We start from the raw sequence: 25,923 nt of genomic DNA, 5'->3' as shown, positions 1-25,923 counted from the left end.
CAAGCGAACCGGCGACCGTACGGGGGTGGGACGTGAGCGCGGTGGTGGTTGTCCGCGACGACGAGCGGATCCAGCGCGATGTCCTGGCCGAGCTGGCCTGGGATCCGCAGTTGCAGCCGAACGAGATAGGCGTGGCCGTCGACCGGGGCGTCGTGACCCTGAGCGGATACGTGGACGGCGTCGCGCGGGGGTGGGCGGCGGTCCGCAGCGCGCGGCGCGTACGCGGTGTCCGGGCGGTGGCCGACACCATCGAGGTACGCCTGCCGGGGGCCCCGGGGCGTACCGACGCCGACCTGGCCCTCGCGGCCTCGCGGGCGCTGGAGTGGGACAGCTTCGTGCCCGCTGAACGGCTCGACGTGACAGTGGCGAACGGTTGGCTGATGCTGCGCGGCGAGGTCGAGTTCGGGTGGCAGCGTCGTGCCGCCGAGGGTGAGGTACGCCGTCTGGACGGCGTACGCGGCATCACGAACCTCATTGAGGTACGACCGTCCACGCCGACGGACGGTGAGCGGTTGCGCCAGGACGTCCAGCGGGCGCTGGCGCGGACGCTCGGCGCCGAGCGGGTGACGGTGGACGTGGACGTGGACGGCGAGACGCTGGTCCTCTCCGGGGTGGTCCGCTCCTGGTGGGAGCGGGACCAGGTCGAGCGGGTGGCCTGGTCCGCGCCGGGAGTGCGGGTCGTCCACGACCAACTCCTGGTGGGCGGGTGAGCGTCCGTCTTGTCCGGTTTACCGGTGGCGCCAAGGGGAAACCGCCGCCCACGCGCACCCCACGGTGGTGGCGTGACACCCGAACCGGGGGATCAACGGGGGAGGACTCGTGGTCGTGAACCACCCGCCTGCCGACCGCCGCTCGTCGCAGCGGTCGTTGCGCATCGCGATGGTGGTTCCACCGTGGCTGTCCGTGCCGCCACCCGGCTACGGGGGCCTGGAACAGGTCGTCGCCGGCCTTGTGGACGCCTTGGCCGCGCACGGGCACGCGGTGACCCTGTTCGGTGCCGGTGAGCAGCACGGCACCGACGCCAACGGCTTCGTCTCCACAGTTGCCGAGGTCCAGTACGAGCGGCTCGGCGAGTCGCTGCCCGAGCTGGCCCACCTGGCCCGGCTCAAACGCATGATCACCCCCGCCGATTTCGACGTGATCCACGACCACACGACAATCGGCCCGCTGGTGGCCGGCCGCCGCGCCGTACCTACCGTGGCGACGGTGCACGGCAACCCGGTGGGGGAGTACGGGGACGTGCTCGGCGACGTCGACGAGGGCGTGGCGCTGGTGGCCATCTCGCACGCCCAACGCCGGCTCAACTCGACGCTGCCCTGGGCCGGCACCGTGCACAACGCGCTGGACCTGCGCGGTTTTCCGCGAAAGACCGAGCCCGGCCCCGGGCCGGTGCTGTGGCTGGCCCGGTTCAGCCCGGACAAGGGCCCGGACGTGGCCATCCGCGCCTGCCGGGAGGCCGGCCTACCGCTCTTGCTGGCCGGCAAGTGCAACGAGCCGGCCGAGCGTCGCTACTACGAGCAGGTCGTCGCGCCGCTCATCGACGAGGACGTGACTGTGGTGCTCAACGCCAACCGGGCCGAGACACTGCGGATGCTCGTCGACGCCCGCTGTCTCATCATGCCGATCCAGTGGGACGAGCCGTTCGGCATGGTGATGCTGGAGGCCATGGCGACCGGTACGCCGGTGGTGGCCCTCGACCGCGGCGCGGTGCCCGAGCTGGTGCGGCCCGGTCTGACCGGGCTGGTGTGCCAGCGGCCGGACGAACTACCCGCCGCGCTGCGGGCGTCGGTCGAGTTGAACCCGGCGGACTGCGTGGCGCACGTCGCGGAGAACTTCTCGGTCGAGCGGATGGCGTACGGCTACGAGGACATCTACCGACGCTTCGCCCTCGGCCGGCCCGAGGTCCGCGAGACGACCCCGGTCGCGGCCCGCTGACCAGCCCGGTCGCTGCAAGCGGCCCGTTGGAGCGGACGCGGGGATCAGACCCGGGCCGCGCCCAGCTCGACGATGGCGGCGTCGAGCCGCTGCGCGTACGCCGGACTGATCCCGCCCTCGCCGAGGCGGACCGCTACCTTCTCGCGCAGCCGGGCCACCGGCGGGGCCAGTTCGTCACGGCCGGAGCCGACAGCGGCGGTCAGGTTACGCAGCTCGTTGCGCAGGTCGAGGCCGACGTCGGCGCGGATCTCCCCGTCGCTGAGCCCGGCCTCGATGAGACCCTCGACCCGGTTGGCGGCCTGGCTGAGGGTGCCGGGCGTCGACGTGGGAGCCCTGGTAGGCGGCGGAGCCGACGGTGACACGCTCGGCGGTGACGGCTCGGCGACCGGCGGATCGGTAGCCGGGTCGATCGGCGGATCGGTGGGCGCGGGCGCCACAGGGCCGGTCGAGGGCTGGGCCTGACGGTCCGGCTGTCGATCGGGCAGCAGGGCCGCGCCGACAAGTGCCAGAGCGACCACCAGGACCAGCAGCAGCGCCACGCGGCTGCGTGACCGCAGGGGCCGCTCGCCGGCCGAAGCCGTGTCGCCGGCCGTCGGCCCGGCCTCGATCACCGCAGTCTGCGCGGGCTGCCAGGTCGTCTGCCCGACGGTCGGTTCGGTCGCCGGCCCGGCTTGGCCGAACGTCGCAGGGGCCGCCTGCCCGACCTGCCCGAACGCCGGTTCGGTCGCCGGCAGGGCCGGGGTGGGCGGTGGCGGGGCGGGCGCGGGCACCCGGATGGTCGCTGTCGGTGGATCGGCAGGCAGCAGGTGACCGCGCAGCACGGTGGCCACCTGCCGGGCCGTCGGCCGGTCGGCCGGGTCCAGCGAGAGGCTACGCAGGCAGATCCGGGCCACCGGCTCGGGCAGCTCCGGCAGCTCGGCAAACGTTGGTGGCGGGCCGCTGGCCAGCGCGTCGCTGAGCTGCTCCCAGGTGTCCGCCGGGTACGGCACCCGGCCGGTGAGCGCCTCGTGCAGCAGGACGCCGAGCGAGTAGACGTCGGTGGCCGGCTGGGCGGGAGCGCCGTCCAGCCGCTCCGGGGCCACGTACGCCGGGGTGCCGAAGGTGCCGCCGTCCTCGTCCTCGTCCGGCGCGCCGATGCGGGTCGCGATGCCGAAGTCGAGCACCTTGACGCCCATCCCGGTCATCATGACGTTTGCCGGTGTGATGTCCCGGTGCACGATGCCGAGCCGGTGTGCGGCGGCCAGCGCGTCGGCGACCTGTGCGCCGGCCTGGACCGCCTCGGGCCACGGCAGCGGGCCTTCGGTGAGCCGCAGCTTCAGTTCCTCGCCGCTGAGCAGCTCCATCACCACGAACGAGGTGATCGACCCGTCCGGGTCCACAGTCTCGCCGTAGTCGTGCACCGAGGTCACGTGCGGGTGCACCAACTGGGCGGCCGCCCGGGCTTCCTCCCGCACCATGTCCCGGAACCGCGCGTCCGCCGCCAGTGACGGCGCGAGCACCTTGAGCGCCACGACCCGGTCGAGCACCTCGTCCCGGGCGCGCCAGATGACCGACATGCCGCCGGCACCGATCTGATCGATGAGCCGGTACCTGCGGGCCAGCAATCGGCCCGGCTGAAGTGCTGCGTTCACGGATCGCACCTGCCCTCGGGGGTGGGAGCGGTATCAGGTTGCGCGAATGTGTCGTGCCTGTCAACGCCGATCACGCCAACCGTCGGTGGTGGAGCCCGCCCCGCGCCGACCACCCTGCGACGGTGCCCCATCGGTGGGCGGCGGGCCCGTGCCAGGATGAGAGACATGGCAGGGGGACCAGTGGCGTTCGTCCTCGGCGGCGGCGGAGTCCTCGGCGCGGTCGAGGTGGGCATGCTGCGCGCCCTGTTCCGGGCCGGCATCCAACCCGACATCGTCCTCGGCACCTCGATCGGCGCGGTAAACGGCGCGCTGGTCGCCGCCGACCCGTCGGAGGGGGTGACCGACCGGCTGGTCCGGCTCTGGGCGTCCCCCGAGGCCAGCGAGGTTTACGGCGACTCGGTCGCCAGGCAACTGCGCCGCTTCGCCGCCCGCACCCACCTGCACTCGCCCCGGCCGCTGCGCCGGCTGCTGGAGTCCGAGTTGGGCGCCGACACCACATTCGCCGACCTGCGGGTGCCGTTCCGCTGCTGTGCCGCCCACATCGAGCGGGCCGCCGAGCACTGGTTCACCACCGGCCCGGTGGTGCCGGCCGTCCTGGCGTCCGCCTCGGTGCCAGGCCTGCTCCCACCCACCGAGATCGACGGTGCGCACTACGTGGACGGTGGCATCGTCAACTCCATCCCCATCGGCGAGGCGGTGGCCGTCGGCGCGAGCCAGATCTTCGTCCTCCAGGTGGGGCGGATCGAGCGGGACCTGACGCCGCCCCGGCGGCCCTGGGAGATCGCGCAGGTCGCGTTCGAGATCTCCCGCAGGCACCGCTTCTTCCGGGAGATGGCCGCGCTGCCCGAGGGGGTCGAGGTGCACGTCCTGCCGACCGGTGGTCTCGACCCACGTGACGACACACCGTGGGCGTACCGGGACATGGCGGCGGTGGGGCGGCGGATCAGCCGGGCGTACACCGCGTCACGCCGGTATCTCGCCGCCAACGTGGAGCGGTGATGCCGCTGCCCCCCAGGTGGCTGCGCCGGTTGTTGATCGCCCCCGCTGTCGTTCTGCTCGCTATAACCGTGGTGACCACGCTGCCGGTCTGGGCGCTGCTCGCCATTGCCGCGTCCCCGCTGGTCCCCGGTCGGCTACGCCCGCTGCGGCTGCTCTGGATCGGCTGTGTCTACCTCGTCTGGGACGCCGCCGCGCTGCTTGCGCTCTTTCTCCTGTGGGTCGTCTCCGGGTGCGGCTGGCGTACCCGCTCGCCGGCCTTCCAGCGGGCCCACTACGTGCTTGCCGGTTGGTTCCTGCGGGTGCTGTTCTGGCAGGCCCGCTGGGCGTTGCGGCTCAGCATCGACGTGGTCGGCACCGATCCGGACACCGCGCTGCCCGGCCGGCCCGAGCTGGTGCTGTGCCGGCACGCCGGGCCGGGCGACTCGTTCATCCTGATCCACGCTCTGGTCAACTGGTTCGCCCGGGAGCCGCGGATCGTGCTCAAGGACAGCCTCCAGTGGGATCCAGCGATCGACGTGCTGCTCAACCGCCTGCCCAGCCGGTTCATCGCGCCCACGCCGGAGCGGGGCGAGGAGACCGTACGCCAGGTCGGGCACCTGGCCGCCGGCCTCGACGACGACGACGCCTTCGTGATCTTCCCGGAGGGTGGCAACTTCACACCGAAGCGGCGGCTGCGCGCCATCGCCCGGCTGCGCTCCCTCGGCCTGGAGCGGATGGCGCAGCGCGCCGAACGGATGCGCCACGTGCTCGCCCCGCAGCCCGGAGGGATGCTCGCGGCGCTGGACGCCGCCCCGGACGCCGGGGTCATCTTCGTCGCCCACACCGGCCTGGACCGGATGCTCACCGTCGCCGACGTGTGGCGGGAACTGCCCATGGACAAGCGGATCGTCATGCGGTTCTGGTCGGTGCCGCCCGAGGAGGTGCCCACCGGCCGCCAGCAGCGCATCGACTGGCTCTATGACTGGTGGGCGCAGATTGACACCTGGATCGCGGCCAATCGGGACGGCGCCGCGTAGGGTGCGCTGGTGGACCATATCTGCGTGGTGACGACGGTGGTGGATGCGCGTTCGGTCGCCGACGTGCTGGCGGCCGCGGCCGTCGCGGGACGGCTCGCCGCCTGCGCCCAGGTCGGCGGTCAGGTGGACAGCACCTACTGGTGGCGTTCCGGTGTGGACACCAGCACCGAGTGGTCCGTGCAGTTCAAGACCGCGCCGGACCGGCTCGCCGCACTCGTGGACCAGATCCGCGTCAGTCACCCGTACGAGGTGCCGGAGATCCTGGTGTCCAGAGTGGAGAGCGGACACCCCGGTTACGCCACGTGGGTGCACGAGCACACACGGCCCTGACATCGGGGGTTTCAGCCGCCAGGCCGCCCCGCGGTACATGAACGTCCAGGGCTGCCCACTGATCAGTCCGGAAACGCTCACCTAGGTACGCGCACTCTGGGCAGTCTTCGATCTTGCCTGGATGATGGCCGGGTGGACGATACCCGCTACCCCTGCCCCGCCTGCGGTGCCTCGGCTGATCTGAAGGTCGGGTGCACCGGCTGCCGCCGCCCACCCGACCCGCTTGCGGCCGAGGTGGTCCGACTGGGGCGGGAGGTCGCCCGGCTGGGGCCGGAGGTGGAGCGGGCTCGCCGGACGTACACCGAGTTGGCTGGGCAGCTGACGGCGGCCTCGCGGCGGCGGGCCGAGCTGGCGGCGATGGTCCGCGCGGTGCGACCGGCCCCGCAGGTCGTTCAGGCCCCGCAGGTCGTTCAAGGGCCGCATGTGGTTCAAGGGCCGCAGGTCGCGCCGGGGCAGTACGTCGCCCCGGGGCGCCCCTACGCGCCGGCGCCGGTGGTCGCGACGGGTTCGGGGCCGCGCGCGGCGGAGACCTCGACCCGGACTGTGCAGGGTCTGCTGTTCGTCCTGGGTGGACTCCTGCTCGGTACGGCAGCGGTGGTCTTCACGGCCGTGGCCTGGGCGTCGGTAGGGGTCGCTGGCCGGGCGTTGATCCTCGCCGCGGTCACCGCACTCACCCTGGCCGTTCCGCTGCTTGCGGTCCATCGAGGGCTGCGGGGCACTGCGGAGACGTTCGCCGCGGTGGGGTTGCTCCTGGTACTGCTCGACGGGTACGCGGCCTGGTCGGTGAACCTGGGCGGGGTGACCGACTGGCCGGGCACCCGGTACGCCGCGCTGGTCGGGGGGGCCAGCGCGGCGATCGCTGTGGGGTACGCCCGGTTGAGCGGGTTGACCGGGCCGTGGTTCGCCGCCCTGGTGGCCGCCCAACCGGTGCTGCCGTTGCTGGCCGTGGAGACCGATTTCGGTGCGACAGGCTGGACGCTTGTCCTGCTCGGGGTGGCGCTGCTGAACCTGGCGGTTCTGTACGCGCTGCGTGACGGGACCGGCTCGGCCCGGTTCGCTGGCCAGATCGTCGCGGGCGCCGGCCAGATCCTCGCGCTGGTGGGCGCCGCAGCCTGCGCCCTGGTGCCGCTGCTGTACGGGGAGGCGTTCGACTCGCCGCTGCTGGCCGGTGCGCCGCTGCTGTTGGTCGCGCTGACCGCGTTCGGAGCGTCCTGGCTTTTCGGTGGCCCGGCGCTGCGGACCGTGGCCGCGGCGCTGCTGGTGCCGGTTTTTGCGGCCGCACTGGTGAGCCCGGTGGGCAAACTGTGGCCCTCGCTGCTGCTGCTCGCGGCGGCGACGGTGGCGCTCGGCCTGGCCGGTGCGGTGCGGCTGCTGCCGGCCGGTTGGCGGACCGGCCCGCGCGTAGGGGCGCTCCTTGTCGCGGTGGGTGCGGCGCAGGTCGCGCTGGTGATCACCATCGCGTTGGCGTTCACCACCGCTGGCCGGTCGCTGCCGCCGTGGGACGGGGCCGGTCTGGGACCGGACCTGGGCTGGGGCTGGCAGGTCGCTCCCGCCGTGGCGTTGACGTTCGGCGCGTCGGCGCTGCTGCTGCCTCGCAGCGTGTGGGGGGTGCTCGCGTCGGCCGGCGGGGTGGCGGTGCTGCTCGCCGTACCCATCGCCTGGACAGCGGCGTGGCCGGCCGTGGTCGCCGTCGACCTGGCGGGCGGGGTCGCGCTGCTGCTCGCCGCGCTGGTCCGCCCGTCGACCCGACCGGCCATCCTGCTGAGCTGGGCTCTCGGTGGTGCTGTCCTGCTCGCCCACGCGCTGCTGGTGGCACTGGCCGCCCCCGTCGGGTTCCTGGTGGTGCTCGGCACCGTCGCGGTGCTCGGTGCGGCGCTGGCGGTGCGCCGGGCCGTCGGGCCGTACCGGTGGGTCGCGGGTGTCGGTCTGGCCGTCGCGCAGGTCGCGCTGCCCGGCATCGCCGTGGTGGCGTTGTTCGCCGCGGGCGCACCGCCCTGGTGGCAGGCGCGCGCCGCGCTGGCCACCGCCGGGCTGGCGCTGGCCGGGGTGCTCGCGGTGCGTCGCCACCGGGAGAACCTGACCGGGTACGCGGTTGGCGGCGCGATCCTCGTGGCGGCCGTATCCGGGCTCGCGCCACTTGTCGTGGCGCGCGACGAGCCCGTGACGCTGTACGCCGCGCTGGCGGCGCTTGGCGTCGCGTTCGTCGCCCGGTGGGACCTGTCGACGACAGGTGCCGAGCCGGCCGGGTCGGGAGAGCGGCCGGTAGCCGGCGAGCCGTCGGGCACTCAGCCGGCGACCGGGACACCGTCGGCGACCGGAGGGCCGCAGGCAATCGGGGGAGTGCCGGCGACAGGGGGGCCGTCGGCAATCGGGGGGCCGCCGGCGGTCGGGGGGCCGTCGGCGGTCGGGGGGCCGTCGGCGGTCGGTCTGTCGGGGGCGCTGAGCGCGGCGGGTGTGGTGCTGGCCGGGGTCGCCGTGCTGGCGGCGCTGCCGTCGGTGCTGAGCGCACTCGTGGCGCCGTACGACGGGTGGGGGAAGGTCTGGTCCGGTGTGCCGACAGTCGTCGCCGAACCGGAGCGGTTCCCCGCCGGGCTGGCGCTTGTGGCGGTGGCACTTGTCGCCGTACTGCTCGGTCGAGAGGTGCGCCCGCCGTGGCTGCCCGCGCTGCCGTTCGCCGCAGCCGCGCTGCCGGTGCTGCTCGTGGCGGCGGGCGCACCCTGGCCCGTGCTGCCGGCCGCGATGCTGCTCACCGGGGTGGTCGCGCTGGTGTACGCCGCCCTGGCCGCACCCCGGCCGGCGCTCGCGCCGATCGCCGTACCGGTGGGGGCGGTGCTTGTCGCGGTCGGGGTGGCAGGGCTCGTGGCCAACCGTGCGGGCACGCTCGCCGCAGAGGGAGTCCTGCTCGTGGCGTCTGTGGTCGTCGCCGTCGCGGCACGGGCTACCGGGGTGCGTGTCACCGGTTGCCTCGCGGCGATCGGGGCCGCGTGTGCGCTTGCGGTGACCGCCCCGCTTGCTGGCGGGCAGCCGCTGCGTGCGGCGGCGTACCCGTTGCTGGCGGTGGCCGCGCTGGTCCTGGCCCTCGGTGCGCTGACCGCACGGCCGCGGCCAGCGGGGACCGCCGCCCGCGCCCAGATCGGTCGGGTGTTGGACGCCTCCGCGCAGGCGGTGGCTGTGGTGGCGGCGCTGCTGACCGTCGGGTCGACGCGGCACTTCCCGACCATCTGTGTGCTGTGGGGTGTGGCAGTTGCGCTGCGGCTGCTGCGCCGGGGCGAGCCGGCCGGCCGACGGTGGGCCTTCGGCGGCATCGCCGCAGTGAGCGAGTTGATCGGAGTGTGGGTGCTGCTGGAGTCCGGCGGGGTGACGGTGCTGGAGGCGTACACGGTGCCTGCCGCGGCGCTCGCCCTCGGCGCGGGTCTGCTGGCCCTGCGCACACGGCCCGACCTGACGAGCTGGCTGGCGCTCGGTCCGGGGCTGGCCGCGGCGCTGCTGCCGAGCCTGGTGTCGGTGCTGGCGGGGCCGGACCCGCAGCCCTGGCGGCGGCTGCTTCTCGGTGCGGCGGCGCTGGGCACGGTGCTGGGCGGTGCCAGCCGTCGCTGGCAGGCTCCGGTGGTGCTCGGCGGCGCGGTGCTGGCGGTCCTGGCGCTGCACGAGGTGGCCCGTAGTTGGGACCTGTTGCCCCGGTGGCTCTACCTGGGCGTGGGTGGGCTGGCGCTGATCGGGCTCGCCGCCACCTACGAGCGGCGGCGTCGCGATCTGACGCGGCTGCGCGACGCGGTGGGCCGGCTGGGCTGAGCGCGGGGGTAGGGCGAGCCCTACCCCCCACCCGGGGGTTGTCTGGGTTACTCAGCGCAACTGATTGCCGGAGACTCGACAGTGAACCCCGGGCCACCCGGTGCGGGTGAACCGGGAACGGGGAGCAACGATGTCGCTCGGAGCGGTGGCGGAACCGCCGGTACAACGGCGAGGCAGTGATTACGCACAGTTGTCCCGACGGATCAGCCAGGCCGGCCTGCTGGAGCGGCGTCCCGCCTCGTACGTCGCCCGGATCGTGCTCACCCTCGGTGCCTTCGTGGCCGGCTGGGTGGCCGTCGTCCTGGTCGGAGACTCCTGGTGGCAGCTGCCACTCGCGGCTCTGCTGGCGGTGGCCACCACCCAGGTCGCGTTCCTCGGTCACGACGCCGGGCACCGGCAGATGTTCCGTCGGCGCGGTCCCAGCGAGTTGGTGGGGCTGGTGGCCGGCAACCTGGCGGTCGGGCTCAGCTACGGCTGGTGGGTCGACAAGCACAACCGGCACCACGCCAACCCGAACCACGAGGACGAGGACCCGGACGTCGGCGCCGGCGCCCTGGTGTGGACGCCTGAGCAGGCCATACAGACCCGCGGGGTCGGCCGGTGGATGGCGCGGCGGCAGGCGTACTTCTTCTTCCCGATGCTGCTGCTGGAGGGCCTGAACCTGCACGTGGCGAGCATCCGGGCGATCGTCGGCCGCAACCCCGACGGCCGGTACGCCACGCCGATGCGGCACCGCGCTGTGGAGGCGGGCCTGCTCGTCGCGCACACCGCCGGATACGTGGCACTGCTGCTGGCAGTCATGTCACCGGGCAAGGCGCTGCTCTTCGCCGTCGTGCACCAGGGGCTGTGGGGCCTGTACATGGGCTGCGCGTTCGCGCCGAACCACAAGGGCATGCCTATGCCGACCGCCGAGGACGAGCTGGACTTCCTGCGTAAGCAGGTGCTGACCTCGCGCAACGTACGGGGCAGCCGCGTGGTGGACACCGCGCTGGGCGGGCTCAACTACCAGATCGAGCACCACCTGTTCCCGAACATGCCCCGGGCCAACCTGCGCCGGGCACAGCCGATCGTCCGCGCCTACTGCGCGGAGCAGGGCATCTCGTACGCCGAGACCGGGCTGATCGAGTCGTACCGGCAGGCGCTCGGTCACCTGCACGAGGTGGGCCGGCCGCTGCGCGGTTGAGTGGGCCGGCCGCTGCGCGGCTGAGCGGGTCGGTCGCTGCGCGGTTCGAGTGGTCCCGGCCGCTGGTCGATGCCGGCGGCCGGCACCGGTAGGGTCGGCGCATGGCAGACCTGCTCACCGCACACGCGGTACGAGATGACTCGAACGAGATCATGCGGAGTGCCTCATGAGGTTCGAGATCAGCAAGGTGCTCGATGCCATCGAGGGTCGGGTCTGCACGGACCCGTCGCTGGCCCGTGCCGTGCTCGACCTGGCCGAGGTGATCCGCTACCAGGACATCGACGGCGGTCGGCCGGCAAGCCTGCTGCGCCTCGGCATGGTCATCGACGCGCTCTCCCGCGAGTTGGAGGAGGACAGCGTCCAGGTGTACGCCGTGGTGCACCGGGCTCTGCTCTCCGACGCGGACCTCACCTCCAACGAGCGGATGGTCGTCCGCCGCTGGGCCGACGACGGCCTCGTCGAGGTGCTCGACAACCCCGGTGACCGGATGCTCGAGGTCGCCGACCTGCTGGGGCTGCCGGTGCTCAGCCGGGTCCGCTTCGACGGCCTGCGCGGCCGGTTCCCCTGGCTTGTCGAGCAGCCCGGTCGGGTGGTGGCCCCGGTGCCCGGCGCTGGTGGGCCGGTGTTCATCGCGCACGTCGGCGGCGGGCACACACCCGTTGCCGGCAAGCGCTCGCCGACCGGCGTGAAGCTGCTGGCCCGCCAGTGGCGGTGCTCGGAGTCGGGTTGCGCGCTGTTCGGCGGTGGCGGTGGGGGCGGCGCGTTCGCCGACCTGACCGGTGGGGCGGACCGCAGCCCGGCGGCGCAGCCACCGCCCGCTCTGCGCAACGGTGTGCCCACCTGCCCCCGGCACGGCGTACGGCTCGGTGACGGCGGCCCGCGGCCGCGCAGCGAGGTGCTCGCGGTGCGCGTCGGTGGCCTGGTCCGGCGGCGGTTCGTGCTCACCGAGGACCAGCCTGTGGTGGCCGGCCGTGCCCCGGAGCAGGACGGCGGAATCATGCTCGGGCAGTGGCTCAACGACGAGGCGCGGCGGTGGATCAGCCGTGGTCACGTCCATTTCGAGCTGCGGGTCGGCGAGGTCATCGTGACCGACATCAGCACCAACGGCTCCGGCATCCGGCCCTCCGGCTCGATGGCCGAGTCGGACCGGATTCCGCTGGCCCCCCAGCAGTCGAGGGTGCTGGGTGAGGCGGACATGGTCGAGCTGTACCCAGGGGTGCAGATCGGTAGGGCCGAGGAACTGCCCACGGGGGCCCCGTTCACCCCCACGTCGGTGATGGCGGAGGCCCCGACGATGGCGATGCGACTGCCCCGTCCCTGACGTGCCCTGCCCCGCCCGGTGCGGTGCGGCCCGCCAAGATCTGCACAAGAACAGGGAAAGTGCTGCTTCGGATGGTGTCGAGGCAGCACTTTCCCTGTAGTTGCGTTCAGCGTGGTCGGTCAGCTGGCCAGCACTGTGGCGAGCTGGGCCACCGCGAGGTCGATCTCCTCCTCGGTGATCACCAGCGGCGGGGCGAGCCGGATGGTGGAGCCGTGGGTGTCCTTGGCGAGCACACCGCGCTCGGCGAGCCGCTCGCACGCCTCCCGGCCGCTCATCAGCGCCGGGTCGATGTCCAGACCGGCCCACAGGCCGCGCACGCGTACGCCGACCAGGCCCTTGCCAACCAGGGCTTCCAGACCGGCGCGCAGCCGTTCGCCCAGCTCGGCCGAGCGGCGCTGGAACTCGCCGGTGGCCAGCAGCCGGACCACCTCGATCGCCACCGCGCACGCGAGGGGGTTGCCGCCGAAGGTGGAGCCGTGCTGGCCGGGCTTGAGGACACCGAGCACGTCGGCGTTCGCGGCCACCGCCGACACCGGCACGATGCCGCCGCCGAGCGCCTTGCCCAGCAGGTACATGTCCGGCACGACGCCCTCGTGGTCACAGGCGAAGGTCGCGCCGGTACGCCCCAGGCCGGACTGGATCTCGTCGGCGATGAAGAGCACGTTCCGCTCGGTGCAGACCTGGCGTACGCCCGGCAGGTAGCCGTCGGGCGGCACCACCACACCCTGCTCGCCCTGGATCGGCTCCAGCAGCACGGCCACCGTGTTCTCGTCGATGGCGGCGGTCAGGGCGGCCAGGTCGCCGTAGGGCACGACAGTGAACCCCGGGGTGTACGGCCCGAAGTCCGCGCGGGCGTCCTCGTCGGTGGAAAAGCTGACGATGGTGGTGGTCCGGCCGTGGAAGTTGCCCTCGGCGACCACGATGTTGGCTTGCCCGGCGGGCACGCCCTTGACCTGGTAACCCCACTTGCGGGCGACCTTGATGCCGGTCTCCACCGCCTCGGCGCCGGTGTTCATGGGCAGCACCAGGTCCTTGCCACACAGTTCGGCCAGCTCACGGCAGAAGTCGGCGAACTGGTCGTGGATGAACGCGCGGCTGGTCAGCGTCAGCCGGTCCAGTTGGGCGTGCGCGGCGGCGATCAGCTGCGGGTGCCGGTGGCCGAAGTTGAGCGCCGAGTAGCCGGCCAGGCAGTCCAGGTAGCGGCGGCCGTCCACGTCGGTGAGCCAGGCGCCCTCCGCTGACGAGATCACCACCGGCAGCGGGTGGTAGTTGTGCGCTGTCCAGCGCTCGGCGTCCCGGACCGCTCCCGGCGTACGCAGGATGTCATCCACGATCACTTGCTTGCCTTTCCCTGACGGAGTCGCAGCGTGCAGCACTTCGGTCCGCCGCCGGCCTTACGCAGCTCGGAAAGGTCGACGCCGATGGTTTCGTAGCCCCGGTCGCGCAGTGCGGCGGCCAGGTCGGTGGCCTGGACGGGCAGCACCACATGCCGGCCGTCGCTGACCGCGTTGAGCCCCAGCACCTCGGCGTCGGCCATCGTGGCGTGCACCGCGTCGGGGAAGAGCCGCCGCAGCACGGCCTGGCTGCCGGGGGAGAACGCCTCGGGCAGGTACGCGACCGTCCGCTCGTCGAGCACTGTCAGCGCGGTGTCCAGGTGATAGAAGCGCGGGTCGACCAGTTGCAGGGTGACCACGGGGTAGCCGAAGACCTCCTGCAACTGGGCGTGCGCGGCGTGCGCGGTGCGGAAGCCGGTACCGGCCAGCAGGTGGTCACCGGCCAGCAGGATGTCGCCTTCGCCCTCGTTGACGTGCTTGGGGTCGGACACCTCGAAGCCGGCGGCCTCGAACCAGGCCCGGTAGGCGGGCGCCTCGTCGGCGCGCTGCGGGTCGCGGAACTGCACGGCCATCGCCTTGCCGTCGATCACGGTGCCGCCGTTGGCGGCGAAGACCATGTCGGGCAGGCCGGGCACCGGGGTGATCTCCTCGACGGAGTGGCCCAGGTCGCTGTAGATCTGGCGCAGCTGCTCCCACTGCCGAACGGCCAGAGCCGTGTCGACAGGTGCGCTCGGGTCCATCCAGGGGTTGATCGCGTAGTCGACGGCGAAGTACGTCGGCCGGCACATCAAAAGGCGCTGGCTTGTGGCGTCCATCGTCATGGTCCTGCTCCCACGGGTCGGGCGCGCCCCGGCCACCGTGGCCCACGGGCTGGCGCCGTTGCTCAACGCTATGCGGCGTCAGCGACAGGATCCACCGTCGAGAGTTGCGCAGACCGAACATTCGTTGCGTCTAGGCGGGGTTCGGCTGCGATTTGTTGCGTAGCGATGGTCGGTGAGCGCGATTCGAGTTTCGGGCCACAGGGTTGGCGTGTCGGGCCGCTGGCCGCAGGTCGCTGGTCCCTGGTCCCTGGTCGCTGGGCGCGCGGCCGCTGCCGGACCCTGGACACACTTGAGGGGCGGCGAACCGCCGCCCCTCAACGAGTGTTGCCCGGCCGGTGAACCACCGAAGATTCGGGCTACCGGCGAACCGCCGGCCTTGCCGGTGCACCACCGGCGAGCCGAACAGTGCCCCCTAGAAACGATCGACAAACTGTGAGTCAAGCCACTCCCGGAAGCGCTGCACCCAGTCGCCATCGGTGGTAGGCCACACGAACTGACCGGTCATCGCCAGCACGCCGATCACCACGGCGGAGAGCCCGATCAGAATGCCGAAGAGCGCGTCGGTCTTGCCCGCGACGTGCCGACGGCGGGTGGCCATCAGGCCGAGCACCGAGAGCACCGCGCCGAACGCGCCGAGCCCGATGCCGTACCCCGCCAAGGTGCCGGTCAGCACGAACAGCGCACCGGCGACCGCGACGATCAGGCCGAGGGTGGCGAGGAAGCTGGCGCGGGGCTTCGGGCCGCGTACCACAGCAGGCTCGGAGTCAGCCCGGTCCGGGGTCGGGTCGACCGGACGGTCGGTCACCGCCCCGTCCGTCGTGGCGGACCGCCGGGCGGTGGGGTCGAGGTCGGTGTCCCGCTCGTCGGTGCGCCCCCGGGTCGGAGCGATGCCGGGCCGGGTGTCGGTGTCCGCCGGCAGGCCGGCCGTGCGCGTGTCGGTGTCTGCCGACCGGGCGGCCGTGCGGGTGTCGGTGTCCGCGGCTCCGATGCGCTCCGCCGACGGCGCGGTGGTGGAGCGGGCGTCGCCCTCCATCGGCCGGGCAGTGGCGGCCCGGGCCACGGCGGCCCGCTCGGCGGCCCGCCGCTCGGCGGCCTGCTCGGAGGGCCGCTCCGCGGTGCCGGCCTGCTCGGTGGGCGCGGCGCCGCTGCGGTACGTCGTCTGGTCGGCGTCCCGGTCCGTGACCACCGGGCTGGCGGGGCCGTCGTTCGACCGGCCCCCGGTCATCACAGTGTTCGCGCGATCGCCGACCGGGGTATCGCGACCGTCGACGTTCTCGTCCTGCGTCGGCGCCGGCTCGGACCGGCGGGACAGCGAAGGAATCTTGACCACTACACACCTCCTGTTGAATGCGTGGTGGCCGACAGGATCGGGTGGCACCCACGCGGTACCGCCCTGAAATACCCCGACGGGCGTTTCCTGACACCAAACCGGGGTACGCGGCGCTCGGCGCTAGCTCAGCGCCGCCTTTGCCGCGGGGTTTCCGTTGATCGACTCGGGTTCCTGGAAAGCGGGGTATCCACGCGCTCGGGACACCGCGATTTCCATGAATCCGAGATCACGGGTCCGCGTTGAGCACCCGCACTCCGGACAGCTGCACGTACACCTCTCGGCGGTCGACGGCCAAGCCCTTGCCGTCGAGGGCATAGCCGGTCAACCAGACCCAGCCGGGGTACGTCGGGCGAGCGTCCACACTCACCAACCGCAGACGTAGCGCCCGCTCGCCGGCGAACTGGACCGAGCACTCCTCGCCGATGAGCAGCAGGCTGCCGGGCTTCAGCTCCTCGGCCCTGCCCGTCGCGTCCGTCACGTCGGCCAGTGACCACGGCTGATCGGGATCCGATGGCGGGCTCGGCAGGGCAGCTCCGCGCCGCAGCGGCACACCTCGCGCCAGCGTTCCCAACTCCAGACGGGTCGATGTCGTCGGGCGAAGGTCAGCGCGGTGACCAACAGGTATTCGTTGTACGACACACGCACTGCGTCGTCCTTCCGCAAAGGAATGGCGTCGCTGGCCAATCCGCAAACGCGGTGAGTCGCGACAGTTGACTATTGCCGACGCTATTTCTGCTCACGCTGCACGGGAGGCTCCGGCGTGTGACAGCGTGTTCCATGCTGGCCACCTTGTGCAACACTCCGGGCCGCTCTAGCCTGAGCCCGTATTGACGCACGATGAATGGAAGACAATTGGGTGCGGGGCGCAACACCTGGTGTTGCAGGAAGGGTGCGGCGATGTTGCATGACGGATGAAACAAGCGGGTCCACGGTGCCTCGGCGGCAGCTCGGGCGGCTGCTCACCCAGCTTCGTGAGGACGCCTCCGTGACGCTTGACGCCGCTGCGGCAGCGCTGGACTGCTCGCGGCAGAAGGTGTGGCGCATCGAGAAAGGGCTGGTTCCGGTGCGCGTGGTGGACGCGCGTGCCATGTGCGCCCTTTATCGCGTACCCGAAGATATGAAGGAGATCGTCGCGGCGCTTGCGAAGGAAACTCGCGCCAAGGGGTGGTGGCATTCGTACGGCGATGTCGTTCCGTCGTGGTTCTCGCTGTACGTCGGTCTGGAATCATCCGCGACCGCGCTGCGTCAATACGACGCGGAGCTAATTCCTGGGCTTCTGCAAACCCGCGAGTACGCCACCGAACTGTTCCGCCGGAAGAACCCCAGCATGAGCGGGGAAGACCGGGAAAAGCTGGTGGAGGTGCGGCTGCAACGACAGGGCATTCTCGTTCGTCGGCTTCCCGCCGCGCCTACCCTGCGGGTCGTCCTGAGCGAAGCAGTGCTCCGCCGCGCGATCCCCGATCGCCGGGCCATGGTGGGGCAGTTGCGTCACCTGCTCGACGTGGCAGCCCTGCCGAACGTGAGCCTGCGCGTGCTGCCGCTCGCCGCCGGTCCGCCGCTGGCAAGCGAGACGGGCACGTTCGTCCTGCTGGGCTTCGCGCAGGCGCTCGGGCGGGCGTCGAGCGAGCCCACCACCGTCTATCTGGAAAACATCACCGGGGCGCTCTACCTCGACAAGCCAACCGAGGTGGCTGCCTTCGAACACGTCTGGTCTGACCTGGAAGCGCTCGCGTCGAGTGAGGCAGAATCAGAGAAAATGATCACTTCGATCATCGAGGAGCATCATGACTGACCTTGCCGGTGCCATCTGGCGCAAGAGCACCCGCAGCGGGGGGAGCGGCGGCAACTGCGTCGAGGTGACCGACAACCTTCCCGGTGTCGTCGGCGTACGGGACAGCAAGGCCCCGACCGGCCCGGCGCTCGCCTTCGCCCCGGCCGCCTGGGCTGCCTTCCTGGCCGGGTTGCAGGGCGAGCAACCGGGGCTGACGACGCCGCGCCCCTGACCGCTGGCAGCGCCTCGGGGCCTACGCGGCTCGGGCTTCCGCCCCTGGGGGTCTGGCTATCCTTGGCACCCGTGCCAGAGGGACACACCATTCATCGCCTGGCGGCCCGGCATGCCGAGCTGTTCGCAGGGGACAAGCTGCACGCCGCCAGCCCGCAGGGCCGCTTCGCCGAGGGGGCGGCGCGGCTCTCCGGCACCGTCCTGGAGGGCACCGAGGCGTACGGCAAGCATCTTCTGCACCACTACGCCGGCGAGTTGACGTTGCACGTGCACCTCGGGCTGTACGGAAAGTTCACCGACGGGTCGGGGGAGCCACCGGAGCCGGTCGGTCAGCTACGGCTGCGACTGGTCAGCGACCGGCACTGGCTGGACCTGCGTGGGCCTACCGCCTGCGAACTGTTCACCCCGCCCGAGGTCGCCGCGCTGCGAGCCCGCCTCGGACCGGATCCGCTGCGGGCGGAGGCCGACCCCGAGCGGGCGTACGCCCGGATCTCCCGAAGCTCGACGCCACTGGCCGCCTTGCTGCTGGACCAGTCGGTGGTGGCCGGCACGGGGTTGATCTTCGTGACCGAGGCGCTGTTCCGGGCCGGGCTGCCGCCGACGATGCCGGGCCGGCAACTGACCCGCGCCGCCTGGGACACGCTGTGGGCCGACCTGGTCGGGCTGATGCGGCTCGCGGTCGAGCACGGCAGGATCGACACCGTGCGCGACGCGCACCTGCCGGAGGCGATGGGGCGGCCGGCGCGGGTGGACCGGCACGGCGGCGAGGTGTACGTCTACCGCCGCCCCGGCGCGCCCTGCCACGTCTGCGGCACCGAGGTCAGCCGGGGCGAATTGGCCGGCCGCAACCTCTACTGGTGCCGCACCTGCCAGCCCAGCTGAGTCTGGCGCCGCGCCGCACCCGCGCGCCCGGTGCTCGACCGCCTGACGTGCGGAGGTCAATCCTCGTCGAGCAGCCAGCGCACCACCTCGACCTGCTGCGGAAGGACGATGTCGTCGGCGATGCTCCACGCCAGCGTCTGGCCGATCGTCCAGCCGCGGACCCGTTCCCGGTCCAGCCCCAACTCGCCGCTGAGCCGGTGGAGCCGGTGTCGTACGGCCGTCGGTGAATGGCCCAGTTCCTGACCGCGCACCAGGGGCACGATCGAGAACTCCCGTTCGCCGGTGAGCGGTTTCGGGTCGATGACCAGCCACGGTTCGCGGTCGGCGGCGAGGACGTTGCCGGCGTGCAGGTCCTGATTGATGAGCACCTGCTCGCCCTGGCTCGACGCCAGTCCGGCGAGCAGGTCGAGGGCGGCGTCGAGGATTCGCCGTTGGTACGGCCGGCCGGCCCGTTCCCAGTTGCGGGGCATCCGGTCGATCCAGCCGGCGGCCTCCTCGGCCAGCGGGGTGAACGGTTCGCCGGCCGGCAGCCAGAGCCGAGGGAGCAGGCCGACCATCACGTCCAGTGCCTGGTCCATCGGTAGGTGGTGCAGGGCGGTGCCGGGCCGGCAGCGCTCCACAAGGAGGGCGCGTCGTTGCGGGTCGTGGGCGAGCAGCCGGATCGCACCGTCGCCGTCCCAGTGGGCAAGTGCGTCGGCTTCGTGCCGGCTGTCGTCGTCCGGGTACTGGAGTTTCAGCACGGCAGCAGTGCCGTCCGGCAGGTCGGCGGGGACCGCGAAGGAGGCGTAGGCGTACTCGAAGGGGTTTCCGAGCCGTAGTGACCACCGCTCGGCGCACTCGGCCAGCCAGGTCGGGAGTGTGGCGAGCCAGGCCCGACCGGTGGGTGAGCGACGTACCCAGTCAAGTCCCTTGGGCAGATCCATCCGGCCATCCTGGGGCATCGCCCGGTCGGTGCGGTGGGCTGCATCGACGAAGAGATTCCGGGATGGTGTCGTATCAGGGCGTAGCCGCTCGTGGAACCAGTGTGCGGCGGCCGACCGGGCCGCCGCAGGCGAGAGGTCGGGGAGAGGCCCCTCGTCCGGGGAGTGAGAGGAAACGATCATGCCGGAGTACCTGATCACCTTCAACGACGAGTGGGTGCCCGAGCACACGCCGGAGGAGATACGCGCGAAGTCCGTCGCCAGCCACGCCGTGATGGCGGAGATGCTGGCCGAAGGTGTCCTGATCTTCTCCAACGGTGCCCTCGACAGGTCCACTGCGGTGTGCAGCGTCGAAAGTGTCGACGGCAAGCCGGTCTTCACCGACGGCCCGTACGTCGAGACCAAGGAGCACCTCGGCGGCTTCGCCGTCGTGGACGTGCCCGACGACGAGGCGGCGCGGTACTGGGCGGGCCGACTCGCTGTCGTGCTCGACTGGCCGCAGGAAGTGCACCGGTTCCGGGGTCCCGGGACGGCAGGCGGAGCGGCTTCGCGATGAAATGAGCTCGTGACCGGTTCCGCGTTCGAGCAGGCGATCACCCGCGCCCACCGCGAGGAATGGGCACGGGTGGTCGCTGCCCTCGCGCGCCGCTTCGGCGACCTTGACGTCGCCGAGGAAGCGGCCGCCGAGGCGTTCCTGAGGGCTGCGGAGCGGTGGCCGCGCGAGGGCGTACCCCCGAATCCCGGCGGGTGGCTCGCCACCACCGCCGCCCGCAAGGCGATCGATCGGCTCCGTCGTGATGCGCAGCGCGACGCCAAGCATCAGGCGGCCCAGATCATGTACGACGACAGCCCTCCCGAGCCGACCGGCCCCGTCGAGGACGACAGGCTCCGGCTGGTCTTCACCTGCTGCCATCCCGCGCTCGCGGTGGAGGCCCGGGTGGCGCTCACCCTGCGCCTGCTCGGTGGTCTCACCGTCGCCGAGATCGCCCGCGCCTTCCTGGTGCAGGAAACGACGATGGCGCGACGCATCACCCGCGCCAAGGCGAAGATCAGCGCGGCGAACATTCCCTACCGGGTGCCCTCGGCCGACGACATCCGTCAGCGGCTTCCCGGCGTACTCGCTGTCGTTTATCTCGTCTTCAACGAGGGCTACCTCGCCAGCGAGGGGGACGACCCGGTGCGCGTCGACCTCACCGACGAGGCGATCCGACTTGGTCGCCTGCTCCGGGCGCTGCTTCCGGACGACGGTGAGGTGGCCGGCCTGCTGGCCCTGATGCTGTTCACCGACGCGCGGCGGCACGCGCGGGTGTCCCGTACCGGGGAGTTGGTGACCCTCGACGCGCAGGACCGCGCCGCCTGGGACCGCGCCCTCATCGCCGAGGGCGCCGCCCTGGTACGCGAGCGGATCAGGGCGGTGGCGGACGGCGGCGAGCCACCCGGGCGCTACCAGTTGCAAGCGGCGGTCAGCGCGGTTCACACGGAAGCGCCGTCGGCCCGGGACACCAACTGGTCGGCCATCGTCGCCCTCTACGGTCGCCTGGTGCTGCTCGACCCCTCGCCGATCGTGCGACTCAACCGGGCTGTCGCGGTGGCCGAAGTGGACGGACCGGACGCCGGGCTCGCCGAGATCGACAGGCTCGCCGAGGTCCTGGACGGCTACCACGCCTTCCACGCAGCCCGCGCCGACCTGCTGCGGCGGCTCGGGCGCTGCGGCGAGTCCCGGGCGGCCTACGACCGGGCCATCGGGCTTGCCAGCAACCCCGCGGAACACGCGTACCTCACCCGCAGCCGCGACCAGCTCGCCACCTGAGGGGCTGTCACTGTGTGGTCGGAGGCTTTGCCTTCTGCGGGTAGAACGTCTCGTGGCGGGCCAGCATGGCGACGAACTCGACGATCTTGCGCTCGCGCGTCTCCGCCCGTTTCACGGCGTTGAGCCGGTGGATGAGAGCGAACCTGTTGGACTTGGTGAGCACGTCGAACATGACCTGGGCGGAGGGGTTGGCGGCGATGGCGGCGAGCAGGTCGGCCGGGACCTCGGCCCTCGACGGTGGTGCGTAGGCGGCGGCCCACCGCCCGTCGGCCTTGGCGGCCTCCACCGCGGCGCGGCCCGAGGGCTGCATCCGGCCCTGCGCCTCCAACCGGGCCACGTGGGCGACGTTGATCTGCGACCAGGAACTGCGGGAGCGGCGCGGCGTGAACCGGATCCAGGAGGTCTCGGCGTCCCGTTTGCGTGCCTGCCCGTCGATCCAGCCGAAGCACAGGCCCTCGTCGACCGCATCCTGCCAGGTCAGCGTGGTGACGGTGCCGCCCTTCCTGGTAAGGGCGAGCCAGACGCCGGGCGATGTGGCGTGGTTTACCGACAACCAGGCGCGCAAACCGTCGGCGTCCGCGACGATCAGCTCGTCCAGCTCGGCGCTCGTCATGGTCGGCAGGCTATCGCTGCCCTACGACAGCAACCCCTGGACCGCGTGCCGGCCCGGCTCCGTGTCATCAATGTTCAGCTCCGGAAGACGATCGTCGCGTCGTCGGTGGCGACGCCGTCGCGGGCCTCGATCTCCCGGACCCGGCGGATGACCTCGTCGGGGCCGCCGGTTTCGAGCAGGTGCAGCAGCCCGGCCCAGTCCGTACGCCCGAAGGTGTCCACGAGGCGGCTCGCACCGTTGCTGAGCAGGGCAGCCGTGGTCACCTCGTCCGCTGGGCAACTGCCGCAGACCGCCTCGTCCACCACGTGCGGGTCGTCCTTCGCCACCCAGAAGCCGCCAGGGCTGTTTCGCCGGCCCCGCAACTCCAGCAGCAGCCGCCGGTACTCGTCGCTGCCCTCGGCAACGCCTTTCAGACGCGCCTCGAAGGACCTGGCGATCACCACCTCGCGCGGATCGTGGGCGACGAAAGGCGCGGCCCCGGCCCGGCCGACGAGCACCACGGCGTCACCGAGGACCAGGTGTTCGACGAGCCCGTCGGAGAACCGGAGCATGGCCACGGCGGCGAACGGACTGATCGGGTGGGTGACGTCGCACGTGTCACGGTGCTGGTCGGTGACCCGCTCGATGCTCTCGGCCAGCACGTCGCGCAGGCTCCGGTCCCCGGACAGACCGCCCAGGAGGGCGCCGCCCAGGCGGGTGGCGTACCAGGTCACGCCGTGGCGGCAGACCTTCTCGACACCGGTGATGCCACCTGCGCCGTCGACAAGGACCATGCCCGACGCGACGGCGCCGGCGAAATCCTCATTGGTACGCCCGGCGTGGCCGGCATCGGTTGCCATCGTCACCCGCATGGCTGGATTATCGGTCAGCGTCGAACTCCGCGACGAGGCGAGCGACCACCGACGCTCGTATCATGGCCGTCGTGACGGGTGCCCGATGACGAGCAAGGTCGACTTCAAGAAGACCCTCGACACCTACCAGGCGAATCGGGGCCGGTTCCGGATCGTCGACGTGCCCGACATGCGGTACCTCATGATCGACGGGCAGGGCGACCCCAACACGTCGCCCGCCTTCACAGCCGCTGTCGAAGCGCTCTATCCGGTGGCGTACAAGCTGAAGTTCGCAAGCAAGACTGGCCTGGGGCGCGACTATGTCGTTCCTCCGCTGGAGGGCCTGTGGTGGGCCGAGGACATGGCGTCCTTCACGGCGGCGCGGGACAAGTCGCTGTGGAGTTGGACGTTGCTGCTCATGGTTCCGGACTGGATCGACAGGACCATGTTCACCGCCGCCGTCGAGCAGGTCACTGTCAAGAGCCGGCCGGCGCGCCTCGCCGACGTACGCCTGGAGACGCTGTCCGAGGGGCGGTGCGTGCAGACGCTGCACGTGGGTTCCTTCGACGACGAGGCGGATGTGCTCGCCCGGATGCACCACGAGTTCATCCCCGGCGAGGGGTTGCAGATGGCCGGCGATCACCACGAGATCTACCTGAGCGACTTCCGTAGAGTCGCCCCCGAACGGCAGCGCACGATCCTGCGGCAGCCCGTCACGAGTTCGTCCGGACCGGTGTGACGGGCCGGACCGTAGGCGGAATTGACAGTCGGCGACTGCCGGAGCAGGGTTGAGCAGTGACAACGATGTCAACGGACAAAAGAGGAGGAAGGGTGATGGTGCTTTCCTCCTCGCGTACCCGACCCGACAGGTCGGTTCGCGGCGTACCGTTTGCGGTTTTCCGGCGCGGACCCGGTTCGTCCGCCGATCCTGGCCGTATGTCCCTTCCCTACCCGGCGGTGACCAGCTGAGATGACCGACGTGCCCCGATCCGCAGCCGAACCTGCCCCCGTCCCGGCAGGGTCACCCGACCTGCCCGACCTGGACGAGTTCCTCGCCGACCAGTCCCGCACCCTGCTCGACACCGCCCGCCGCGCCCTCCGGCCCGAGGGCGGCTTCTGGTGGCTGACCGACGACCGCACACCCGATCGTGCCGAACCGCTGTACACCTGGATCACCTGCCGGATGACCCACGTGGCCGCGCTCGCCCACCGCAACGGCGAACCGGACGCCGCCGCCCTCGTCGACCACGGCGTCACGGCGCTGCGCACGCTGCTGCGCGACGCGGAGTACGGCGGCTGGTTCGCTGCCGTGGACCAGCAGAGCGAGCCGACAAACGACCGCAAGGCCGGGTACGACCACGCCTTCGTGCTGCTCGCCGCGTCCAGCGCCGCCCGAGCCGGGCGACCCGGCGCGCACGAGCTGCTCGACGACGCGCTCGCCGTGGTGCTGGACCACTTCTGGGACGACGAAGCCGGAGCGGTCCGCGAATCGTGGAACCGCGACTGGACCGTCCCCGAGGACTACCGGGGCGCCAACAGCAGCATGCACATGGTCGAGGCGTTCCTCGCCGCCAACGCCGCCACCGGCGACGCGAGCTGGGCCGATCGCGCCCTGCGCATCGCCACCCACCTCGTGCACGGCGAGGCCGCCCGACACGACTGGCGGCTGCCCGAGCACTTCACCGCCGACTGGACACCGCTGCCCGACTACAACCGGGAGCAGCCCGCCGACCAGTTCCGGCCGTACGGCTCGACCATCGGGCACTGGCTGGAGTGGGCCCGGCTGCTGCTGGAGTTGGAGGCCGTCCTGCCACAGCCGCCCTGCTGGCTGCTCGCCGACGCCCGTGCCCTGTTCGCCGCAAGCGTCCGGCGCGGCTGGGCGGTCGACGGCGCCGACGGTTTCGTCTACACGATCGACTGGGAGGACCGGCCCGTCGTCCGCTCCCGGATGCACTGGGTGGTGGCCGAGGCCATCGGCGCGGCGGTCACCCTGCACCGCCGCACCGGGCACGCCGTCTACGCCGACTGGTTCCAGGTCTTCTGGGCGTACGCCCGCCGCAACCTCATCGACGACACCGGGTGGCGGCACGAGCTGGACGCGCAGAACCTGCCCTCGGACACGGTCTGGCACGGCCGGCCGGACGTCTACCACGCGTACCAGGCGGTGCTGCTGTCCCGCTCGGCCGACGGGCTGGGTGGCCCCGGCCCGCGCAAGCCGGGCGAGGTGACCGAATGATCGTGGTGGCGGGTGAAGCCCTCATCGACCTGGTGGTCAGCGCCGAGGGGGAGCGGGCCGTGCCTGGCGGGTCGCCCGCGAACGTCGCGGTAACGCTCGCCCGACTGGACCAGCGGGTACGCCTGCTGGCCCGGATCGGCCCCGACGAGTACGGCCGGCAGTTGACCGAGCATCTGGACGCCAACCAGGTGGACCTGGCCTGGGCGGTCCGCGCCGACCAGCCCACCTCGGTAGCGGTCGCCACCCTGAACGCGGCCGGGCAGGCGAGCTACGAGTTCCGGCTGGAAGGCGCGGCCGACTGGCAGTGGACGCCGCAGGAACTGCCCGACCTCACCGGGACACCGGCGACAGCCCTGCACACCGGGTCGCTGGCGCTCGCGTTGGCACCCGGCGCGCAGGTACTGGAGGATCTGCTCGCCCGTGAACGCCAGCGGGACGCGCTCACCGTCTCGATCGACCTCAACCTGCGCCCGAGCATCGTGTCGGACCGGGCTGCGGAGCAGGAACGGGTACGCCGGCAGGTGCGCCACGCGCATCTGGTCAAGGCCAGCGACGAGGATCTCGCCTGGCTCCACCCGGACCGGTCGGCGGCCGACGTGATGGCCGAATGGCGCGATGCCGGAGTTCTCTGCGCTGTGGTGACCCGGGGCGGCGACGGCGCGTGGCTGCTCGCCCCCGACGGGACGCTGCACGAGGAACCAGCGGTACGCACCACAGTTGTCGACACCGTCGGTGCCGGTGACTCGTTCACCGGTGGCCTGTTGGCCGCGCTGGCCGACCTCGACGCGCTCGGCGACCGGCCGGCGGACCGGCTCGCCGCGGTCACCGAGCCGCAGTGGGAGGCGGTGCTCCGGCAGGCCGCGACGGTGGCCGCGCTGACCTGCGCCCGGCGTGGCGCCGACCCGCCCCGCCGAGCCGAGGTAGAAGCCCTCCTAACG

The 25,923-nt window shown here is 72.1% G+C and carries 25 protein-coding genes; 16 read left to right on the top strand and 9 right to left on the bottom strand.

The features are described 5' to 3' along the window. The first annotated feature begins 32 nt into the window (after positions 1–32). Both ADK66_RS27065 and ADK66_RS27060 read left to right on the top strand, forming a co-directional pair. Positions 33–710 (top strand): BON domain-containing protein, encoded by a 678-nt coding sequence (locus ADK66_RS27065; protein WP_053660227.1) that lies wholly within the window; start codon positions 33–35, stop codon positions 708–710. Between the two features lie 169 nt (positions 711–879). Next, on the top strand, positions 880–1,935 hold the full coding sequence (locus ADK66_RS27060) for a glycosyltransferase family 4 protein (RefSeq protein WP_053660585.1): 1,056 nt from the start codon (positions 880–882) through the stop codon (positions 1,933–1,935). Between the two features lie 44 nt (positions 1,936–1,979). Here the strand turns inward: ADK66_RS27060 and ADK66_RS27055 are convergent, their stop codons facing one another. Continuing rightward, positions 1,980–3,566 carry a serine/threonine protein kinase gene (locus tag ADK66_RS27055; protein WP_053660225.1) on the bottom strand — a complete coding sequence of 529 codons (1,587 nt, stop codon included), beginning with the start codon at positions 3,564–3,566 and terminating at the stop codon, positions 1,980–1,982. A gap of 165 nt (positions 3,567–3,731) precedes the next feature. Here ADK66_RS27055 and ADK66_RS27050 point away from each other — a divergent pair, with 165 nt between their 5' ends. The 6 genes from ADK66_RS27050 (at position 3,732) to ADK66_RS27025 (ending at position 12,207) form a co-directional block, all read left to right on the top strand. After that, positions 3,732–4,565, top strand: a complete 834-nt coding sequence (locus ADK66_RS27050; protein WP_053660222.1) for a patatin-like phospholipase family protein — start codon at positions 3,732–3,734, stop codon at positions 4,563–4,565. Next, positions 4,565–5,581, top strand: a complete 1,017-nt coding sequence (locus ADK66_RS27045; RefSeq protein WP_053660220.1) for a 1-acyl-sn-glycerol-3-phosphate acyltransferase — start codon at positions 4,565–4,567, stop codon at positions 5,579–5,581. Before ADK66_RS27050 ends, ADK66_RS27045 begins: the two co-directional genes overlap by 1 nt. A gap of 9 nt (positions 5,582–5,590) precedes the next feature. Beyond that, positions 5,591–5,911, top strand: coding sequence for a divalent-cation tolerance protein CutA (cutA, locus tag ADK66_RS27040; RefSeq protein ID WP_053660216.1), 321 nt, complete (start codon positions 5,591–5,593; stop codon positions 5,909–5,911). 132 nt (positions 5,912–6,043) lie between these two features. Continuing rightward, on the top strand, positions 6,044–9,703 hold the full coding sequence (locus ADK66_RS27035) for an SCO7613 C-terminal domain-containing membrane protein (protein WP_053660213.1): 3,660 nt from the start codon (positions 6,044–6,046) through the stop codon (positions 9,701–9,703). A 130-nt stretch (positions 9,704–9,833) separates the two neighbouring features. Further along, the gene (locus ADK66_RS27030) at positions 9,834–10,886 is read left to right on the top strand and encodes an acyl-CoA desaturase (RefSeq protein ID WP_053660211.1); all 1,053 of its coding nucleotides are present in this window, start codon (positions 9,834–9,836) and stop codon (positions 10,884–10,886) included. Between the two features lie 166 nt (positions 10,887–11,052). After that, positions 11,053–12,207 (top strand): hypothetical protein, encoded by a 1,155-nt coding sequence (locus tag ADK66_RS27025; protein WP_053660208.1) that lies wholly within the window; start codon positions 11,053–11,055, stop codon positions 12,205–12,207. Positions 12,208–12,326: 119 nt separating this feature from the next. On the opposite strand, the gene rocD is transcribed toward ADK66_RS27025, so the two are convergent. The 5 genes from rocD to ADK66_RS31090 all read right to left on the bottom strand — a co-directional run bounded on the left by rocD (position 12,327) and on the right by ADK66_RS31090 (position 16,337). Then, entirely contained in the window at positions 12,327–13,541 is a 1,215-nt protein-coding gene (rocD, locus tag ADK66_RS27020; RefSeq protein ID WP_197281656.1) for an ornithine--oxo-acid transaminase, read from the bottom strand. After that, positions 13,541–14,356 carry a dimethylargininase gene (gene ddaH, locus ADK66_RS27015; RefSeq protein WP_197281655.1) on the bottom strand — a complete coding sequence of 272 codons (816 nt, stop codon included), beginning with the start codon at positions 14,354–14,356 and terminating at the stop codon, positions 13,541–13,543. The genes rocD and ddaH overlap by 1 nt, the downstream gene beginning before the upstream one ends. A gap of 418 nt (positions 14,357–14,774) precedes the next feature. Further along, on the bottom strand, positions 14,775–15,692 hold the full coding sequence (locus ADK66_RS27010; protein WP_053660201.1) for a DMT family transporter: 918 nt from the start codon (positions 15,690–15,692) through the stop codon (positions 14,775–14,777). 226 nt (positions 15,693–15,918) lie between these two features. Further along, positions 15,919–16,170, bottom strand: coding sequence for a hypothetical protein (locus ADK66_RS27005; protein WP_369814834.1), 252 nt, complete (start codon positions 16,168–16,170; stop codon positions 15,919–15,921). Beyond that, the gene (locus tag ADK66_RS31090) at positions 16,167–16,337 is read right to left on the bottom strand and encodes a hypothetical protein (RefSeq protein WP_231640217.1); all 171 of its coding nucleotides are present in this window, start codon (positions 16,335–16,337) and stop codon (positions 16,167–16,169) included. The genes ADK66_RS27005 and ADK66_RS31090 overlap by 4 nt, the downstream gene beginning before the upstream one ends. Positions 16,338–16,596: 259 nt before the next feature. On the opposite strand from ADK66_RS31090, the gene ADK66_RS27000 reads away from it, so the two are divergent. The 3 genes from ADK66_RS27000 (at position 16,597) to ADK66_RS26990 (ending at position 18,576) form a co-directional block, all read left to right on the top strand. After that, on the top strand, positions 16,597–17,484 hold the full coding sequence (locus tag ADK66_RS27000; RefSeq protein ID WP_053660199.1) for a helix-turn-helix transcriptional regulator: 888 nt from the start codon (positions 16,597–16,599) through the stop codon (positions 17,482–17,484). Next, a complete protein-coding gene (locus ADK66_RS26995; protein WP_053660196.1) occupies positions 17,477–17,695 on the top strand; it encodes a DUF397 domain-containing protein in 219 nt (72 codons plus the stop codon). The genes ADK66_RS27000 and ADK66_RS26995 overlap by 8 nt, the downstream gene beginning before the upstream one ends. A 71-nt stretch (positions 17,696–17,766) precedes the next feature. After that, entirely contained in the window at positions 17,767–18,576 is an 810-nt protein-coding gene (locus ADK66_RS26990; protein ID WP_053660195.1) for an Fpg/Nei family DNA glycosylase, read from the top strand. Positions 18,577–18,632: 56 nt separating this feature from the next. Here ADK66_RS26990 and ADK66_RS26985 read toward each other — a convergent pair whose 3' ends face one another. After that, entirely contained in the window at positions 18,633–19,499 is an 867-nt protein-coding gene (locus ADK66_RS26985) for an aminoglycoside phosphotransferase family protein (protein ID WP_082377692.1), read from the bottom strand. A 178-nt stretch (positions 19,500–19,677) separates the two neighbouring features. Here ADK66_RS26985 and ADK66_RS26980 point away from each other — a divergent pair, with 178 nt between their 5' ends. Then, positions 19,678–20,052 carry a YciI family protein gene (locus ADK66_RS26980; protein WP_053660190.1) on the top strand — a complete coding sequence of 125 codons (375 nt, stop codon included), beginning with the start codon at positions 19,678–19,680 and terminating at the stop codon, positions 20,050–20,052. A gap of 9 nt (positions 20,053–20,061) precedes the next feature. Then, a complete protein-coding gene (locus ADK66_RS26975) occupies positions 20,062–21,306 on the top strand; it encodes an RNA polymerase sigma factor (RefSeq protein ID WP_053660188.1) in 1,245 nt (414 codons plus the stop codon). A gap of 7 nt (positions 21,307–21,313) precedes the next feature. On the opposite strand, the gene ADK66_RS26970 is transcribed toward ADK66_RS26975, so the two are convergent. Further along, positions 21,314–21,919 carry a YdeI family protein gene (locus ADK66_RS26970; RefSeq protein ID WP_053660186.1) on the bottom strand — a complete coding sequence of 202 codons (606 nt, stop codon included), beginning with the start codon at positions 21,917–21,919 and terminating at the stop codon, positions 21,314–21,316. Between the two features lie 74 nt (positions 21,920–21,993). Continuing rightward, complete coding sequence (locus ADK66_RS26965) at positions 21,994–22,770, bottom strand: hypothetical protein (protein WP_231640216.1); 777 nt, start codon at positions 22,768–22,770, stop codon at positions 21,994–21,996. An 85-nt stretch (positions 22,771–22,855) separates the two neighbouring features. Here ADK66_RS26965 and ADK66_RS26960 point away from each other — a divergent pair, with 85 nt between their 5' ends. The 3 genes from ADK66_RS26960 to ADK66_RS26950 form a co-directional block, all read left to right on the top strand. Beyond that, positions 22,856–23,488 (top strand): GyrI-like domain-containing protein, encoded by a 633-nt coding sequence (locus ADK66_RS26960; protein ID WP_053660183.1) that lies wholly within the window; start codon positions 22,856–22,858, stop codon positions 23,486–23,488. A gap of 231 nt (positions 23,489–23,719) precedes the next feature. Further along, positions 23,720–24,985 (top strand): AGE family epimerase/isomerase, encoded by a 1,266-nt coding sequence (locus ADK66_RS26955; RefSeq protein ID WP_082377691.1) that lies wholly within the window; start codon positions 23,720–23,722, stop codon positions 24,983–24,985. Further along, positions 24,982–25,923: carbohydrate kinase (locus ADK66_RS26950; protein WP_053660181.1), on the top strand; the 942-nt coding region annotated here is incomplete at its 3' end. The genes ADK66_RS26955 and ADK66_RS26950, both read left to right, overlap by 4 nt.

It is taken from the genome of Micromonospora sp. NRRL B-16802 (genome assembly GCF_001279555.1).
Lineage (GTDB): Bacteria > Actinomycetota > Actinomycetes > Mycobacteriales > Micromonosporaceae > Micromonospora > Micromonospora profundi.
Note: the sequence above shows the minus strand (reverse complement) of the source record. Positions and strands in the feature narration are given on the sequence as shown.

Coding starts and splice junctions, on each gene's coding strand:
- ADK66_RS27060 (WP_053660585.1), top strand. CDS start 880: ATGGTGGTTCCACCGTGGCTGTCCGTGCCGCCACCCGGCTACGGGGGC.
- ADK66_RS27050 (WP_053660222.1), top strand. CDS start 3,732: ATGGCAGGGGGACCAGTGGCGTTCGTCCTCGGCGGCGGCGGAGTCCTC.
- ADK66_RS27045 (WP_053660220.1), top strand. CDS start 4,565: ATGCCGCTGCCCCCCAGGTGGCTGCGCCGGTTGTTGATCGCCCCCGCT.
- ADK66_RS27030 (WP_053660211.1), top strand. CDS start 9,834: ATGTCGCTCGGAGCGGTGGCGGAACCGCCGGTACAACGGCGAGGCAGT.
- ADK66_RS27025 (WP_053660208.1), top strand. CDS start 11,053: ATGAGGTTCGAGATCAGCAAGGTGCTCGATGCCATCGAGGGTCGGGTC.
- ddaH (WP_197281655.1), bottom strand. CDS start 14,356: ATGGACGCCACAAGCCAGCGCCTTTTGATGTGCCGGCCGACGTACTTC.
- ADK66_RS27000 (WP_053660199.1), top strand. CDS start 16,597: ATGACGGATGAAACAAGCGGGTCCACGGTGCCTCGGCGGCAGCTCGGG.
- ADK66_RS26995 (WP_053660196.1), top strand. CDS start 17,477: ATGACTGACCTTGCCGGTGCCATCTGGCGCAAGAGCACCCGCAGCGGG.
- ADK66_RS26985 (WP_082377692.1), bottom strand. CDS start 19,499: ATGGATCTGCCCAAGGGACTTGACTGGGTACGTCGCTCACCCACCGGT.
- ADK66_RS26980 (WP_053660190.1), top strand. CDS start 19,678: ATGCCGGAGTACCTGATCACCTTCAACGACGAGTGGGTGCCCGAGCAC.
- ADK66_RS26970 (WP_053660186.1), bottom strand. CDS start 21,919: ATGACGAGCGCCGAGCTGGACGAGCTGATCGTCGCGGACGCCGACGGT.
- ADK66_RS26965 (WP_231640216.1), bottom strand. CDS start 22,770: ATGCGGGTGACGATGGCAACCGATGCCGGCCACGCCGGGCGTACCAAT.
- ADK66_RS26960 (WP_053660183.1), top strand. CDS start 22,856: ATGACGAGCAAGGTCGACTTCAAGAAGACCCTCGACACCTACCAGGCG.
- ADK66_RS26955 (WP_082377691.1), top strand. CDS start 23,720: ATGACCGACGTGCCCCGATCCGCAGCCGAACCTGCCCCCGTCCCGGCA.